This window comes from Mesorhizobium sp. WSM4871, assembly GCF_055811295.1.
The window spans coordinates 1-13,095 of the sequence record NZ_JBVVPU010000011.1 but is presented as its reverse complement, the minus strand read 5'-3'; the positions used below and the strand labels follow the sequence as shown (position 1 = coordinate 13,095).

12 protein-coding genes, 3 pseudogenes and 1 riboswitch are annotated in these 13,095 nt (G+C 61.8%); of the genes and pseudogenes, 3 read left to right on the top strand and 12 right to left on the bottom strand.

Annotated elements, in window-relative coordinates; genetic code table 11:
• Window positions 1-177: 177 nt before the first annotated feature.
• The 9 genes from AC0L2H_RS22065 to queC form a co-directional block, all read right to left on the bottom strand.
• A complete protein-coding gene (locus tag AC0L2H_RS22065; protein WP_019863208.1) occupies window positions 178-948 on the bottom strand; it encodes a hydroxymethylpyrimidine/phosphomethylpyrimidine kinase in 771 nt (256 codons plus the stop codon).
• Window positions 939-1,544, bottom strand: a complete 606-nt coding sequence (locus AC0L2H_RS22060; protein ID WP_019863209.1) for a thiamine phosphate synthase — start codon at window positions 1,542-1,544, stop codon at window positions 939-941. The genes AC0L2H_RS22065 and AC0L2H_RS22060 overlap by 10 nt, the downstream gene beginning before the upstream one ends.
• A complete protein-coding gene (locus AC0L2H_RS22055) occupies window positions 1,541-2,314 on the bottom strand; it encodes a thiazole synthase (protein WP_019863211.1) in 774 nt (257 codons plus the stop codon). The genes AC0L2H_RS22060 and AC0L2H_RS22055 overlap by 4 nt, the downstream gene beginning before the upstream one ends.
• Window position 2,315: 1 nt before the next feature.
• Entirely contained in the window at window positions 2,316-2,513 is a 198-nt protein-coding gene (gene thiS / locus AC0L2H_RS22050; protein ID WP_019863212.1) for a sulfur carrier protein ThiS, read from the bottom strand.
• Window positions 2,482-3,483: a glycine oxidase ThiO gene (gene thiO, locus AC0L2H_RS22045; RefSeq protein WP_019863214.1), complete on the bottom strand. Its 1,002-nt coding sequence runs from the start codon at window positions 3,481-3,483 to the stop codon at window positions 2,482-2,484. The genes thiS and thiO overlap by 32 nt, the downstream gene beginning before the upstream one ends.
• A complete protein-coding gene (gene thiC, locus AC0L2H_RS22040) occupies window positions 3,480-5,315 on the bottom strand; it encodes a phosphomethylpyrimidine synthase ThiC (RefSeq protein ID WP_032921505.1) in 1,836 nt (611 codons plus the stop codon). Before thiC ends, thiO begins: the two co-directional genes overlap by 4 nt.
• Window positions 5,316-5,417: 102 nt before the next feature.
• Window positions 5,418-5,534: riboswitch (TPP riboswitch) on the bottom strand.
• Between the two features lie 283 nt (window positions 5,535-5,817).
• A complete protein-coding gene (gene queE / locus AC0L2H_RS22035) occupies window positions 5,818-6,555 on the bottom strand; it encodes a 7-carboxy-7-deazaguanine synthase QueE (RefSeq protein ID WP_019863216.1) in 738 nt (245 codons plus the stop codon).
• A complete protein-coding gene (gene queD / locus AC0L2H_RS22030) occupies window positions 6,552-6,908 on the bottom strand; it encodes a 6-carboxytetrahydropterin synthase QueD (RefSeq protein ID WP_019863217.1) in 357 nt (118 codons plus the stop codon). The genes queE and queD overlap by 4 nt, the downstream gene beginning before the upstream one ends.
• Window positions 6,908-7,606 (bottom strand): 7-cyano-7-deazaguanine synthase QueC, encoded by a 699-nt coding sequence (gene queC / locus AC0L2H_RS22025; protein WP_019863218.1) that lies wholly within the window; start codon window positions 7,604-7,606, stop codon window positions 6,908-6,910. The genes queD and queC overlap by 1 nt, the downstream gene beginning before the upstream one ends.
• 734 nt (window positions 7,607-8,340) lie before the next feature.
• On the opposite strand from queC, the pseudogene AC0L2H_RS22020 reads away from it, so the two are divergent.
• Window positions 8,341-9,423: pseudogene (locus AC0L2H_RS22020) on the top strand (IS110 family RNA-guided transposase); the annotation flags it as partial.
• A gap of 314 nt (window positions 9,424-9,737) precedes the next feature.
• On the opposite strand, the pseudogene AC0L2H_RS22015 reads toward AC0L2H_RS22020, so the two are convergent.
• Window positions 9,738-10,004, bottom strand: a pseudogene (locus tag AC0L2H_RS22015) (transposase); the annotation flags it as partial.
• A gap of 186 nt (window positions 10,005-10,190) precedes the next feature.
• On the opposite strand from AC0L2H_RS22015, the pseudogene AC0L2H_RS22010 reads away from it, so the two are divergent.
• Window positions 10,191-10,706, top strand: a pseudogene (locus AC0L2H_RS22010) (tyrosine-type recombinase/integrase); the annotation flags it as partial.
• Between the two features lie 601 nt (window positions 10,707-11,307).
• Here the strand turns inward: AC0L2H_RS22010 and AC0L2H_RS22005 are convergent.
• On the bottom strand, window positions 11,308-11,478 hold the full coding sequence (locus AC0L2H_RS22005; protein WP_019863224.1) for a hypothetical protein: 171 nt from the start codon (window positions 11,476-11,478) through the stop codon (window positions 11,308-11,310).
• A 3-nt stretch (window positions 11,479-11,481) separates the two neighbouring features.
• Entirely contained in the window at window positions 11,482-11,844 is a 363-nt protein-coding gene (locus AC0L2H_RS22000) for a hypothetical protein (RefSeq protein WP_019863225.1), read from the bottom strand.
• Between the two features lie 427 nt (window positions 11,845-12,271).
• Between AC0L2H_RS22000 and AC0L2H_RS21995 the strand changes: the two genes are divergently transcribed.
• Window positions 12,272-13,095: calcium-binding protein (locus tag AC0L2H_RS21995; RefSeq protein ID WP_473592187.1), on the top strand; the 824-nt coding region annotated here is incomplete at its 3' end.

Sequence of the window (13,095 nt, the reverse complement as noted above, 5' to 3'; positions counted from 1 at the left end):
GACCCATCAACCGGTTGGCACAGAGGCATGCGGCTTCCTCCTCAAAGCGGCGTGTTGTTCATAGGCGAAAGCGACCGTGTATGCCGCATTCTCACCCTGATAGGGCCTTCATGTCCTAGGAGTAGACCCACGATCGCCTGCCAGACTTGATCGGATCGTTGGATACGTTCGGGCCGATCAGCTTATCGGCCCGATATCCTTCGATCCGGCAAGCGCATCGAAAACATGTTGCTTGGCTTGGCGCACGCTCGCTTTCAGCGACGCTCCAAGAGCAAGCGAGGCGGCGACTGCGCTGGCCATCATGCAACCCGTTCCGCGCATCCCTCGCGGCAAGCGGGGCGCCTCAAACCGAACTGCAGGTTGGTTCGGCTGCAAAAGCACGTCGACGCAACGGGTTCCTTGTACATGGCCGCCCTTGACGAGTACGGCGGTCCTCACCGTCCTCGATAGCTCTTCAGCCTGACGACAAGCCCCTTCTTCGTCCGCGGCCGGTGACGAGCCGGTAAACGCAGCCAGCTCGACCAGGTTAGGCGTTACAAGCCGGCAGATCGGCATCAGATCGTGGCGCAGCATATTAATGGCATCGTCCGGCAGCAGATTGCGTCCCGAGGTAGAGGCCAGGACCGGGTCGAGTACCACAGGCACTTGGCGGTTGACCAAAACAGCGCCGACTGCCTCAACAGCCGCCGATGTCCCAATCATGCCTATCTTGACGGCCGCGACATCGTTGGCAGCGAACGCGGCGCGCATCTGAGCGGCGACAAGCTCCGACGGCACAAGCTTGACGTGCTCGACAGCCGAGTGCGTCTGGACTGTCACGGCGGTGATGGCAAGACAACTGCGCAGCCCGAAGGCGGAAACCGTTTCTATATCGCGGGCAATGCCAGCTCCACCGCTGGAGTCCGATCCGCCAACGACAAGGACATGCGGTTCCCGCCTCAGCGCCATCGCTCCGTCTTTTTGATCCATTCTCGCGTACGCGCCTCGGGGTCGGCATTCAGCGTGATATCGGTGACCACTGCCGCGCTATCGGCGTCCGCCGCGAAAACACCGTTGAGCCTGTCAGGGTTGAGACCGCCAATGGCGACCAATGGGATTGGCGCTACCCGATGCTTCCATTCTCTGATCCGTTCGAGTCCCTGCGGCGCCCATTTTATCTTCTTCAGGATGGTCGGGTAGATGGGCCCAAGCGCGATATAGTCCGGCCCGGCGGCCATCGCCGTTTCCAGCTCAATGTCATCATGTGTGCTCAGTCCGAGCCTCAAGCCGGCTGCGCGTATCGCCAAGAGGTCGGCGGTCTGCAAATCGTCCTGGCCGAGATGCACGAAGTCGCAGCCTTCCTCGATTGCCAGGCGCCAATGGTCGTTGACGATGAGCTGGCATTGTTGCTCGGCACACAGGGCCTTCGCCTTCCGGATTTCGGTGCGCAACCCGGCCTGATACACGGTCTTGATGCGCAGTTGCACAAGCCGGACTCCGAGTGGGACCAGCCGCTCGATCCAGGCTGCACTATCGACGATCAGATAGAACGGATCGAGCTTCATGAAAAAACTGCCCTGCCAATTGTCGGCGTCGATGGCGCGGCGACGTCGCGCGGTTCGAGCATTCCCGAGCTGTAAGCTTCACGACCGGCCTCGACAGCCTTGCCGAAAGCGCGCGCCATGCCGACCGGATCAGCCGCTCTGGCGACCGCGGTGTTCAGCAGCACGCCGTCAAAGCCGAGTTCCATGACGGTTGTCGCGTGCGACGGTCGTCCGAGCCCCGCATCCACAATCAGCGGGACGCCAGGGAAATGTCCGCGCATCGAGCGCAGTGCCATGATGTTGACCGGGCCGAGGGCGGAACCGATCGGTGCGCACCAAGGCATCAAAACCTTGCAGCCCGCATCCAGCAGCCGCTCGGCGACACCAAGGTCGTCGGTAGTATAGGGAAATACCGTAAAACCGTCTTCGCACAGGATGCGCGCGGCTTCGACCAGGCCGAACACGTCCGGTTGCAGCGTGTCCTGGTTGCCGATCACTTCGACCTTGATCCAGCTCGTGCCGAACACTTCGCGCGCCATGTTCGCGGTGGTGACCGCTTCCTTGACGGAGTGGCAGCCGGCAGTGTTCGGAAGGATTCTCGTGCCGAGCGCGCGGATCAACGACCAGAATTTTTCGCCGGCCCTCCCGCCTGCCATCTCACGCCGCAACGAGACTGTCACCACCGATGTGCCCGACGCCTTGACCGCATCGGCAAGGATGGCCGGTGAAGGATATTGAGCCGTGCCGAGAAGCAGCCGCGAGGGAAGCGACGTTCCGAGAAGCTCGAACATGCTAGCCTCCCTGCATGGGTGAGAGGATTTCGATCCGGTCGCCGTCGCTCAACCGGAACTCCGCCCGATTGGCCCGGTGCACGAGGTCGCTGTTGACGGCCGTCGCCAGCCATTCGCCTTCATAGTCGAGTGCGGCAAGCAGCTCGGCCAGCGTGGTGGCCGCAATCTCATGCGCTTCGCCGTTGACCATCAATTTCATGAGCAAGCTCCTTGGTTCCGTCTTGATTGAAAACCAGGTCGGCAGCCTGGCGCGCCATGGCGGGGGCGAGGAGAAAACCGTGGCGATAGAGCCCGTTGATTGCGACGGTGCTTCCGTGGGTCGCGACTCGCGGCAGGTTGTCTGGAAAGGCCGGACGAACACCGGCGCCGGTCTCGATGACGCCAGCCTCGCCGAATGCCGGATGGAGAGCGTAGGCCGCGCCCAAAAGCTCCATCATCGAACGCGCCGTCACCGGTCCCGTGGACCGGCTCTCGATCATCGTCGCGCCAACCATGAAACGGTGGCCGGTGCGCGGCACCGCGTAAAGCGGAAAGCGCGGGTGAAGCAGCCGGACCGGGCGCGACAGCGACACATCCGGCGTGCGCAGGATCAGCATCTCGCCACGAACGCCGCGCAGTCGGTCGTCTTCCGCCGCCATCCCCGTGCAGTCGATCCGACGATCGAAACCGGAAATGTGCCGGGCATCGACGCCGAAGCGGAATTCGACGCCCATCGCCGCCAGCCTGCCATGAAGTGCCGCCATCGCCTGGCGAGGGTCGAGATGGGCTTCGTCGGAGAAGAACAGTCCGCGGCGGAAGCGGCCGGCAAGGTCGGGCTCGAGCAACACGATTTCATCTTCATCGACACGCCGATGACCCGAGGTACGGCTGGCGAACCGGTCGAGCTCGCCCACATCGCGCGGCGCGGCCACGACCAGCGTTCCCGCCCGTGTCACCTGGCCAGGCGTTGCCGCCTCCCACCAGTCTCCGGCATTGCATCCGAGATCCAGCACTGGCTGCTCGGCGCTTTCACGCTCGCACCATGGCGCCAGCATGCCGCCGGCGAACCATGACGCATTGCCGCCGAGGGCATGTCCTGTCTCGGCAACTGTCACCGCCGCGCCGCGTGTGGCGAGCTCGAAGGCGGCGGTGAGGCCGGCGACGCCGGCCCCTTTGACCAGCACCCTCATGACGGCTCATGCGCCTCCGGCATGAGCGGTGCGCCGGTCTCGTCCGCCGGCACATAGAGATCGCCGCCTTCGCGATATTTCGCCGCCATCGCCGCCATGCCCTCTTTCTGTGCCTCGGCGCGAATGTCGTGGGAGATGCGCATGGAGCAGAATTTCGGCCCGCACATCGAGCAGAAATGCGCCAACTTGTGCGCCTCCTTGGGCAAGGTCTGGTCGTGGAAGGACCGCGCGGTTTCGGGATCGAGCGACAGGTTGAACTGGTCTTCCCAGCGGAACTCGAAGCGCGCGCGGGAAAGGGCGTCATCCCTGACTTTCGCCGCCGGATGCCCCTTCGCCAGGTCGGCGGCATGGGCCGCGATCTTGTAGGTGATCACGCCGGTCTTGACGTCATTGCGGTCCGGAAGGCCGAGATGCTCCTTCGGCGTGACGTAGCAGAGCATGGCCGTGCCGAACCAGCCGATCATGGCGGCGCCGATGCCGGAGGTGATGTGGTCATAGCCCGGCGCTATGTCCGTCGTCAGCGGCCCCAGCGTGTAGAACGGCGCCTCGCCGCAGACAGCGAGCTGCTTGTCCATGTTCTGCTTGATCTTGTGCATAGGCACGTGGCCAGGGCCTTCGATCATCACTTGGCAATCTTTGGCCCAGGCGATCTTCGTCAATTCACCGAGCGTTTCCAGTTCGGCGAATTGCGCCGCGTCGTTGGCGTCGGCGATGGAGCCCGGACGAAGACCGTCGCCGAGCGAAAAGGACACGTCATAGGCGCGGCAGATGTCACAGATTTCCGCGAAATGTTCGTAGAGGAAGCTCTCGCGGTGATGGTGCAGGCACCATTTGGCCATGATCGAGCCGCCGCGCGAGACGATGCCCGTGACTCGGTCAACGGTCAGCGGGATAAAGTGCAGCCGCACGCCGGCATGGATGGTGAAATAGTCGACGCCCTGTTCGGCCTGTTCGATCAGCGTGTCGCGGTACACCTCCCAGGTCAGGTCCTCGGCGATGCCGTTGACCTTTTCGAGCGCCTGATAGAGCGGCACCGTGCCGATCGGCACCGGCGAGTTGCGCACGATCCATTCGCGGATGTTGTGGATGTTGCGGCCGGTCGACAGGTCCATCACCGTATCGGCGCCCCAGCGGATCGCCCAGACCATCTTTTCCACTTCCTCGGCCATCGACGAGGTGACCGCCGAGTTGCCGATATTGGCGTTGATCTTCACCAGGAAATTGCGGCCGATGATCATCGGCTCGCTCTCGGGATGATTGATGTTGGCGGGAATGATCGCGCGCCCGCGCGCCACCTCCTCGCGCACGAATTCCGGCGTGACAAAGTCGGGGATCGCCGCGCCGAAGGCTTCGCCGTCGCGCTCGATCTTGCCGCGCAGGATCTCGCGGCCGAGATTCTCGCGGATGGCGACGAACTCCATTTCTGGCGTGATGATGCCGGCGCGCGCATAGGCAAGCTGGGTCACGGCCTTGCCCGATTTGGCCTTCAGCGGCCGGTTACGGATTGGAAACTCCGGCGTCAGGCGTTCGCCCGTGACAAATCCATTGTCTTCGGGTCGGACATGGCGCCCGTCATAGGCTTCGACATCGCCGCGCGACACGATCCATTCGCGGCGAAGCCGGGCAAGGCCGGTTTCGATGCTGGTTTCGACAGTCGGGTCGGTATAGGGGCCTGAGGGATCGTAGACGGTGACGGGCGGCTCGCCGGCCGTCGGATGGACGGAGATCTCGCGCATCGGCACCCTGATCTGCGGGTGGATGGCACCGGGCTTGTGGATTTTCCGCGAGGCGGGCAATGGTCCCGTCGAGACGGCGGGGGTGAAGGCATTCATCTTGAGGCTCCTTTGCTCATGCATTGGAGACCCAGTTCTGTGCCGGAAGGATGAAAAGACGCTTCTGTTGACCTGCCGAAACAGGACCTCGGGCGTAAACTCCCGTAAGCGCTTGCACCGTCCCTACGCCAGTATGAACTGGATCAGGTTCAACGGGTCACTGCGCCGCGAAAGCAAGCAGTATCTCAGCCCCTTGCCGGGACTCCCCTGGTGAATGCCTCAAGTTTGAACGGGCCGGCGCTATTTTGTCAAGCGCATTCGGCCCGCAGCGGTGATCGGGGCGACCAAACAAACCCAGCGGAAAAGCATGGTAGTATCGAGAGCAAGTCACGCTCCAGAGGAGCGGTGAAGCGCCCCCAATAAGGCGAGCCCTCATGCGGATTCGGTGCCTTTTCCAGCACGGTGTTTTCGGGGCTTTCCGGAACGACGCTGCTGCCGCCCAGTTGGGTGAGATTGCTATAGATGTCTGGCTTGCTCGTCGTCGGCAATCCTTCCCCTTCGGCTAGACGCCCCGTTTGTTTCCCCAGAGCAGAACATGAAGCTGCGGCAGCACACGCGCCTCGAACCACCTGTCACGGGTCACCTTTTCAACCAGCCATTCCATGCGCCTCATCACACCGGCAAAGTCGATGAAACCGTCTTCGTTGCCGGGACGCGGCGGCGTGTGATTGCCGGGCTGCAGATAGACGGGTAATTGGGGGTAGCGCGCCGCGGCGTCTTTGGCATAGGCATAGTCATCTTCGTCGAAGACGACAAGCTTGAGCGCCATCTGCGGCTTAGCCTGCGCCGCCTCTAAGCAGGCGTCGAACGCGGCCCAATCTGTCGTCATTTCACTTGAGGGCGGCTTGGGGCTGAGTACCAGCACGTCGAGATCCGCGAACCATTGCTTAGACACCGAACCTTGGCTTTCCAATGCAAAACGGTAGCCCTCACCATGCCCGCGGTCGATCAAGTGGCCAAGCGGCTGGATGGCCGGATTGCCGCCCGATAGCGATACCATCACGGGCTGACCGCCGGAAAGTGCAATGACCTTTTGCCAAACCGCCTCGGGAGTCATCATCTCCCAATCATGGCGGAAGCGACGGTCCACCGCATGCAGGCTGTCGCACCAGGAACAGCGATAATCGCACCCGCCGGTTCTTACGAACACCGTCGGCAAGCCGATCAGCACGCCTTCGCCCTGAATGGTCGGCCCAAAAATCTCGCTCACCCGGATTCCGGGATGCAACGCGCAAGTCATGGCCGGTATTCCGCCCAGGTTTTCGGCGTCTCGCTCACCCGCACGGCGGAGGTTTCGGGTAGCCGCACCTTGCACCAGTCGTAGAAGTGCCTGGCCAGGTATTCCGCTGTGGCATGGTCATGCCCCAGCACGTCGTTAAGATGCCGATGGTCGAAGGTCCCATCGATGTAGTGCTTGAACGCCGCCAGATCTTGGTAGTCGCGCACAAAGCCGTGTTCGTCCAGTTCGCCACCCGAAAGCTCCACTACAACGATGTAGTTGTGGCCGTGCAGACGTGCGCACTGATGACCTGGTGGCAAGGAGGTGAGCTGATGCGAGGCCGAGAAGTGGAACTCTTTGGTAATGCGGAACATTACGCGCTCCTTGTCTGGATAGCGTGGAGCCAGAAGTCTGCGTCCTCATAATCTGTCGGGTCGGTGATGCCGGCCAGATCGAATGCTTCGCGCCGTTCGACGCATGTCCCGCAGCGACCGCAATGACGTGCACCGCCCTTGTAGCAGGACCACGTCGCCTCGAACGGTGTGGCGTACTTTGCCCCCTCGCTGACGATGTCGGCCTTCGAGATATTCACATACGGAGCGTACAGGCAGATATCGGCGTAGCCTGCGAGCGCATGGTTCTGCATCGTCTGAAAGGCGTCGATAAAAGCGGGCCGGCAATCGGGATAGATGAAATGATCTCCGCCGTGGACGGCAGTGGCCACCGCATCGGCCTTCTGCGCGGCGGCAACCCCGAAGGCGATGGCCAGCATGATAGCGTTCCTATTCGGCACCACCGTGATCCTCATGGAGTCTTCGGCATAGTGCCCGTCGGGCACGTCCACATTGTCAGTCAGCGCCGAGCCGCTCAGGTTCCGGCCAACATCGCGGATATCGACGATCTGGTGCGGAACACCCAGCCGTTTGGCGCAGATGGCGGCAAAGCCGAGTTCCTTTTTGTGCCTCTGGCCGTAATCGAACGAAAGCAGGCCAATGAGTTTCTGCTCGGTCGCCACCTTGTGAGCGAGCGAAACAGAGTCCAATCCGCCGGAGCAGATGACGAGGGCATTCATGGTTTGAGTCCTTGTTTTGACCGGGTAAGGCTGCGACCGGAGATTTCTCTGCGTTCCCACTACCCCACCGAGCCGGTTTTGTGAATGAGGTGGACCCGATTGAGCGCATGTACCTTGTTGTCAGGGTCCCCAAGATGACTTTGCACGCGACTTGTCGCGCATGTTCGACCGCTGAGGCGCTGAGTCCGCCACTGCGTATGTATGCGTATAGACGATGCAGAAGTCACTGCCGTGGCGCAGCAGCATTCCCGACACACCTTTGGCTTGTCCGGTTTGCTCCAGAACTTGACGTCCCGAGTTCGGCGATAACGCAAGGGTCGACCGGCAGTCCAGTGAAAGGCTTCTGCCGCGCGCTGGTCTGCGCATAGATCGCCTCGATCCGCCGCGCCTCGTCATTGGTCAGAGCGGGGAAAGGCGGCGGTGCGAGCAAGGAGGTCACGCGGCACGTCCCCTATGATTGCCGCCGCGTGCGGCGACAGTTCAAGGCCGATGATCTTTCGAGTGTCTTTGCGGAATCCCAGAGGGCAGAACTCATGCGTGCCCAGGAGATTGTCCCTTATGCGGTAGCGCGAAGCGGTCTTCTCGGGTCCCGGACCACCGCAGCTCGGGATCGACAACCGGAACGTAGCGTCCGGCATCGGCGTCGGGCAGATCGAGACGCGCGCCCGTCAGCCATTCATAAGAAACCAGATGCGGCGGGCATAACTGCCGGTCGGGCTTTCAGGGACCAGCGCCTCGAGGCTACGGGCAACGCCATGGCGGTGGTGCGGGTTCTGTCGCCCTATGTCGGCCGGGTGATTGTCGCCAACCCGATGCAGGTGAAGGCGATCGCCCATGCCAGGATCAAGACCGACAAGATCGATGCCGGGGTTCTGGCGCAGCTCCATGCCAGCGGCTTTCTGCCGGAGGTCTGGGTTCCCGATGAGCGGACTGAGCGGCTTCGCCGCCTCGTCGCGCGGCGCAACCAGGTCGTGCGGCACCGCACGCGCGTGAAGAACGAGGTGCATGGCATCCTGCAGGCGCACCTCGTGCCGAAGTGCCCGCATGCCGATCTGTTCAACCGTCGGGGTCGCGCCTGGCTCGAGCAGCAGGTGCTCCCCGACGACGAGCGGGCTGCTATCGCCCGCCACATCCGCGAGATCGACCGCCTGGCCGAGCATCTGGCTGACCTCGATCGCGACATCGCCCGGGAAGCGGTTGATGATGTGCAAGTCCGGCGGCTTCAGACGATCACCGGCGTCAATGCAATCGTCGCGAGCGGTATCATGGCCGCCGTCGGCGACATCCGGCGGTTCCGCGAGCCGCAGAGGCTGGTGAGCTACTTCGGCCTCAATCCGCGTGTGCGCCAATCTGGTCTTGGCTTGGCGCAATATGGCCGGATCAGCAAACATGGGCGTTCCCATGCCCGCGCCACGCTGGTCGAGGCCGCCTGGGCGGCGGCGAAGGCGCCCGGACCGCTCAGGGCCTTCTTCCTGCGCATCCGCAACAAGCGTGGCCATCAGGTCGCAGCCGTGGCGGTCGCCCGCAAGCTCGCGGTGTTGATCTGGCATCTGCTGACAAAGGAGCAGGACTGCTTCTGGGCTCGCCCGGCGCTGGTGGCGGCAAAGCAGAGGCAGCTCGCTCTTAAGGCTGGCGCGCCGGGGGAGCGCGGTGTCGGTCGCCGCGGTTCGGCTTACGCCTACAACGTGAAGTAGTTGCGAAACAGCGAGAAAGCCGCGGCCGAGAATGCCGAGCGTGCCTACGAGCTGATGGTTGGGCATTGGCGGCCACGCGGGCCGAAGCGGCGCACGGACGCCACAAAGGAGGACCGACTATAAGGCTGCGTGGCGGCACTCTCATCCCCTGCACCACTCTTTGCCACGTGATCATCCATGCCGGACAAATATAGCATAGGGAATGTGCCGGCACGACCGCCGTCTCGGTCCGCTCCAGACTGGCGCCGTGCTCGACGCCGTCAAGGCGTGGCCTTGAAACCTCGCAGCCGCCGTGCCGCCACCGCACCGGCCAGCCTTGACGGCGTCTCGACACGCTCGCACGGGAAATCCTGTGGGCCGGGACGAAGAAACAGGCTCACCTGAAGCCGAACAAAGAAACGAACAGGAGTCGAAAAAGCCAAAAAGCCGAAATCAGGCTTGTCGATGTCATCCGTCGAGTGCAGCTTGACGCGGTGCTCCCTGGGGAAGCTCATGTAGGCGAGCACGTCGTGCTGGGCCTCGTCCATGATGGCGGCGAGATTCGGCACCTTCGGGCGGATCTGGTCGGCGACGGCGCGCCACTGCAGGCTTGCCGCCTCGGCCGTCTCCTGGACGAAGGCGGTGGCGATGAAGGCCGAGACGACGCGGCGGCCGCTCTTGCCGGCATGGGCGAGCACGTTGCGGGCGAAATGCACCTTATGCCGATGTCGGCATAAGGTGCCATTGGACTAACCCGCTCCGCGATTGCGGAGCGGCAAGGAGGGTGTGTGCCGACGGCGTGGTGTTGATCACGTCGTCTGTCGCGCTGGTCATGTGTCCACAACAAGCTCCGACTGCGTCAGCATGGAGTGGCTGCTTGCAGCCCATTCCATCCGACAAAGGAGCTTGTCATGACCCAACTTCGCCAGCGCATGAGCGAGGACATGGAGGTGCGCAACTTCGCGCTCAACACCCAGCTGTCGTATCTGCAACAGGTGTCGCTGTTCGCCCGCTATTTTAGCAAGTCGCCGGACTTGCTCGGGCGCGAGGACATTCGGACCTATCAGGTCTATTTGACCAACGAGAAGAAGCTGGCCCCCGGCTCGATCCACATCTCCATTGCGGCGCTGCGTTTTCTCTACAAAGTGACGCTCGGAAGGGACTGGGCGCTTGAAGAGGTCCTGCCGCTTCCCAAGAAGTCGCAAAAGCTGCCGATCATTCTCAGTCCCGAGGAATTTCAGCGGTTCCTCGGTTGCGTCCTCGACGTCAAACACCACGCCATCCTGACCACTTGCTATGCCGCCGGCTTGCGCATCTCGGAAGCGGTTCGGCTGAAGCCCGCGGGCATCGACAGCCAGAGAATGGTCATCCGCGTCGAGCAGGGCAAAGGCCAGAAGGACCGCTACGTGATGCTGTCGCCCAAGCTGCGAAGAAATCGATCAGGACGGGTCGTTCAGCGCAGCCAGCGCTTCTTGCCCCATTCCCAATGGGCGTCTTCGGCATTGACCTCAGCTAAAGTTTGAACAGAGGCCTTGGCTTCCCTACGACGCAACTCAAAAAAAGGTCGCCAGCGTGCTTCAATATGCTCGAGATTCGTGCTGTCCAGGCCATGATACAGATCTGCATCTTCGCATCCCCAACGAACCGATGGGCAAAGTGTCGTTCGATCCGTCTGAGCGGCCGGCGCGGACCGTCATGCGGAAGAAGCCTTCGAGCTCCGAAGAGCGCCGACGCGAACAAAACGAGCGCATAGCCGCTCGGATGGACTTGGTGAAGAGGATCGTCGGATGACGATGTTCGTTGAAGCCCGCGCTGCGCTCAGTGTGCGCGCCGCCTTCGATATGGCGGCCAAGATGCAATGTCCGGTGCTTGCGGTCGGTAAAGCCGAGCTCCGAAAGACTGTAGCACTCGGGTGGATAGCTGCCCAAACCGGAGCTGCCTGTTGTGAGGTTGCGTAGCATAGCAAGGCTATCAGGCCGATGCTGCAGATGCTGCACGACGCCTACGGCGTCCAAAAGGACAGCAAGTTCACATACGACCTTGCGACAGGATTGCATCAACTTTTTGGATGCCCGATACGGCGCGACGCGTGCGTTGCTGGTGGACGAATATCAGAACTTCACACCCGCCGTATTGCGAGAGCTGCTGCATCTTCAGGAGTACTGCGGTTTCGCTTTGCTGCTCGCTGGCAACACTCATCGTTTAGCGGGCACGAGGCGTGATACCCACGCTATGGATCAGCTCGAAAGCCGTATCGGCATGCGTTTCGAGATCGGGCAACCGACGCGGGAGGACTGCGTAAGGATCGGTGTCGAACAAAACGTTGATGGAGCCGACGCCTACGAAGCGATTGTCATCTATGGTGAGAACACCTCCCTTCGCGCGCTTTGCCACCTTCTCCAGAACTGCGCTGCCCTTACCAGCGGCATTGGGGGCATTCGTCTTCCCCGGAACGAGACCACGCTTTCGTGTGATGTCGTGCGGCAGCGATGCGTTAAGCTTTTGCACGAGCGCCGGCACGACCGGCTTGATTCCGGACAGCGACAGATAATTTCTGAACGGCACAACAGGGCCAGAATCTGCTGCAGCGGCTGTTCACAGGGCATGCCGGAGCCTGCTGCGCGAGCTGGGACCGTGAGAACAAGCACGAGCGCGGCGGACCAAAGAAAGCTTCTTGCACATGAATTAGCCCTTTCAAACTACTGAAGTTGCGGGAGCGTCAGTCGGGTGACGGCGTAACCGCCGCTGCCCTCTGACCGCTGGACCATGGTTCGTCCGGTTTGACGAACCGACTTTTCCAGACCGGTCGGCTGAGTAGCCAGGTCGCCTGCCGCCATCGAGACCGGCAACTGCTTGCTAGGCAGAAGGACGAAGCCGATGCCACACATCCATTTCGTAAATGTTTCTATCGAACAAATCGATTTCCCCAGTTGTCTGGTGAGGGATAGCAAGGTGTCAGGTGGGTGGGGCTGTATCAGAAGGAATGTTTGCGATGGAAACGTTTATCCAGGGAGGCCCGAAGGGCGAAACCGTCTTCGGCAGCGACGGCGACGATAAGATACTTGGTTCCGGTGGCGGTGACTGGCTCGAAGGTCGTGGCGGCGTTGACTATATCTCGGCCGGCTATGGTAGTGACCGATCCATGGGCGGTGAGGGCAATGACAAAATCTTGGGCGAACAGGGCTTCGACCATCTCTCCGGCGACAACGGCCGCTACAAACCGCGCATCGTCGGTGAGGACAATGACTTTATCGACGGCGGTCCCAACGACGATTTCCTCTACGTGGGTGACGGCAAGGACTATCTGACAGGCGGGGCCGATAAAGACACTTTCGTGTTCCAGTTCCACGATCCAGTTCCTGGGGTGGATAGTTCAGGGTCTGGGGAGCCTGTGGACCCTAAGCCTTGGATGTTGCCTGACTATCCTGAGTGGCCTGGGGAGGAGGATGATCCCCTGATAGGGGGGTGGGAGGAGGATGATCCCCTGATAGGGGACGAGCCTGGGGAGCCTGGGGGAGCCTTGGGAGTATCCGGTGTTCCTGACATCACTACCATCCAAGATTTCGATCCGAAGGAGGATACCTTCGCCTTCGACGCCGTGGGCCTCTACAATGATGGTTTTGGCGCAAACTTCATCAATAACGCCAGCCCAGAGTCTGGCCACCCGGTGAGCAGCTTCTACAGCGGTAAGGCCTCGGATGCGAATGGCGAGCACGTCGTGGTGATCACTGACAAATCTTTCACCTCTGCCTCTGACGCCGCGAATGCCATCTCCGGCGAAACCGTCGGCGACATCATCGTCTACCACTCCGACGG

Bases quoted from the DNA above. Each gene is read 5' to 3' on its own strand.
- queC (WP_019863218.1), bottom strand. From the start codon at position 7,606: ATGAATGCCCTCGTCATCTGCTCCGGCGGATTGGACTCTGTTTCGCTC.
- queE (WP_019863216.1), bottom strand. From the start codon at position 6,555: ATGACTTGCGCGTTGCATCCCGGAATCCGGGTGAGCGAGATTTTTGGG.
- AC0L2H_RS22060 (WP_019863209.1), bottom strand. From the start codon at position 1,544: ATGAAGCTCGATCCGTTCTATCTGATCGTCGATAGTGCAGCCTGGATC.
- AC0L2H_RS22005 (WP_019863224.1), bottom strand. From the start codon at position 11,478: ATGAGTGTTGCCAGCGAGCAGCAAAGCGAAACCGCAGTACTCCTGAAG.
- AC0L2H_RS22065 (WP_019863208.1), bottom strand. From the start codon at position 948: ATGGCGCTGAGGCGGGAACCGCATGTCCTTGTCGTTGGCGGATCGGAC.
- AC0L2H_RS22055 (WP_019863211.1), bottom strand. From the start codon at position 2,314: ATGTTCGAGCTTCTCGGAACGTCGCTTCCCTCGCGGCTGCTTCTCGGC.
- queD (WP_019863217.1), bottom strand. From the start codon at position 6,908: ATGTTCCGCATTACCAAAGAGTTCCACTTCTCGGCCTCGCATCAGCTC.
- thiS (WP_019863212.1), bottom strand. From the start codon at position 2,513: ATGAAATTGATGGTCAACGGCGAAGCGCATGAGATTGCGGCCACCACG.
- thiO (WP_019863214.1), bottom strand. From the start codon at position 3,483: ATGAGGGTGCTGGTCAAAGGGGCCGGCGTCGCCGGCCTCACCGCCGCC.
- thiC (WP_032921505.1), bottom strand. From the start codon at position 5,315: ATGAATGCCTTCACCCCCGCCGTCTCGACGGGACCATTGCCCGCCTCG.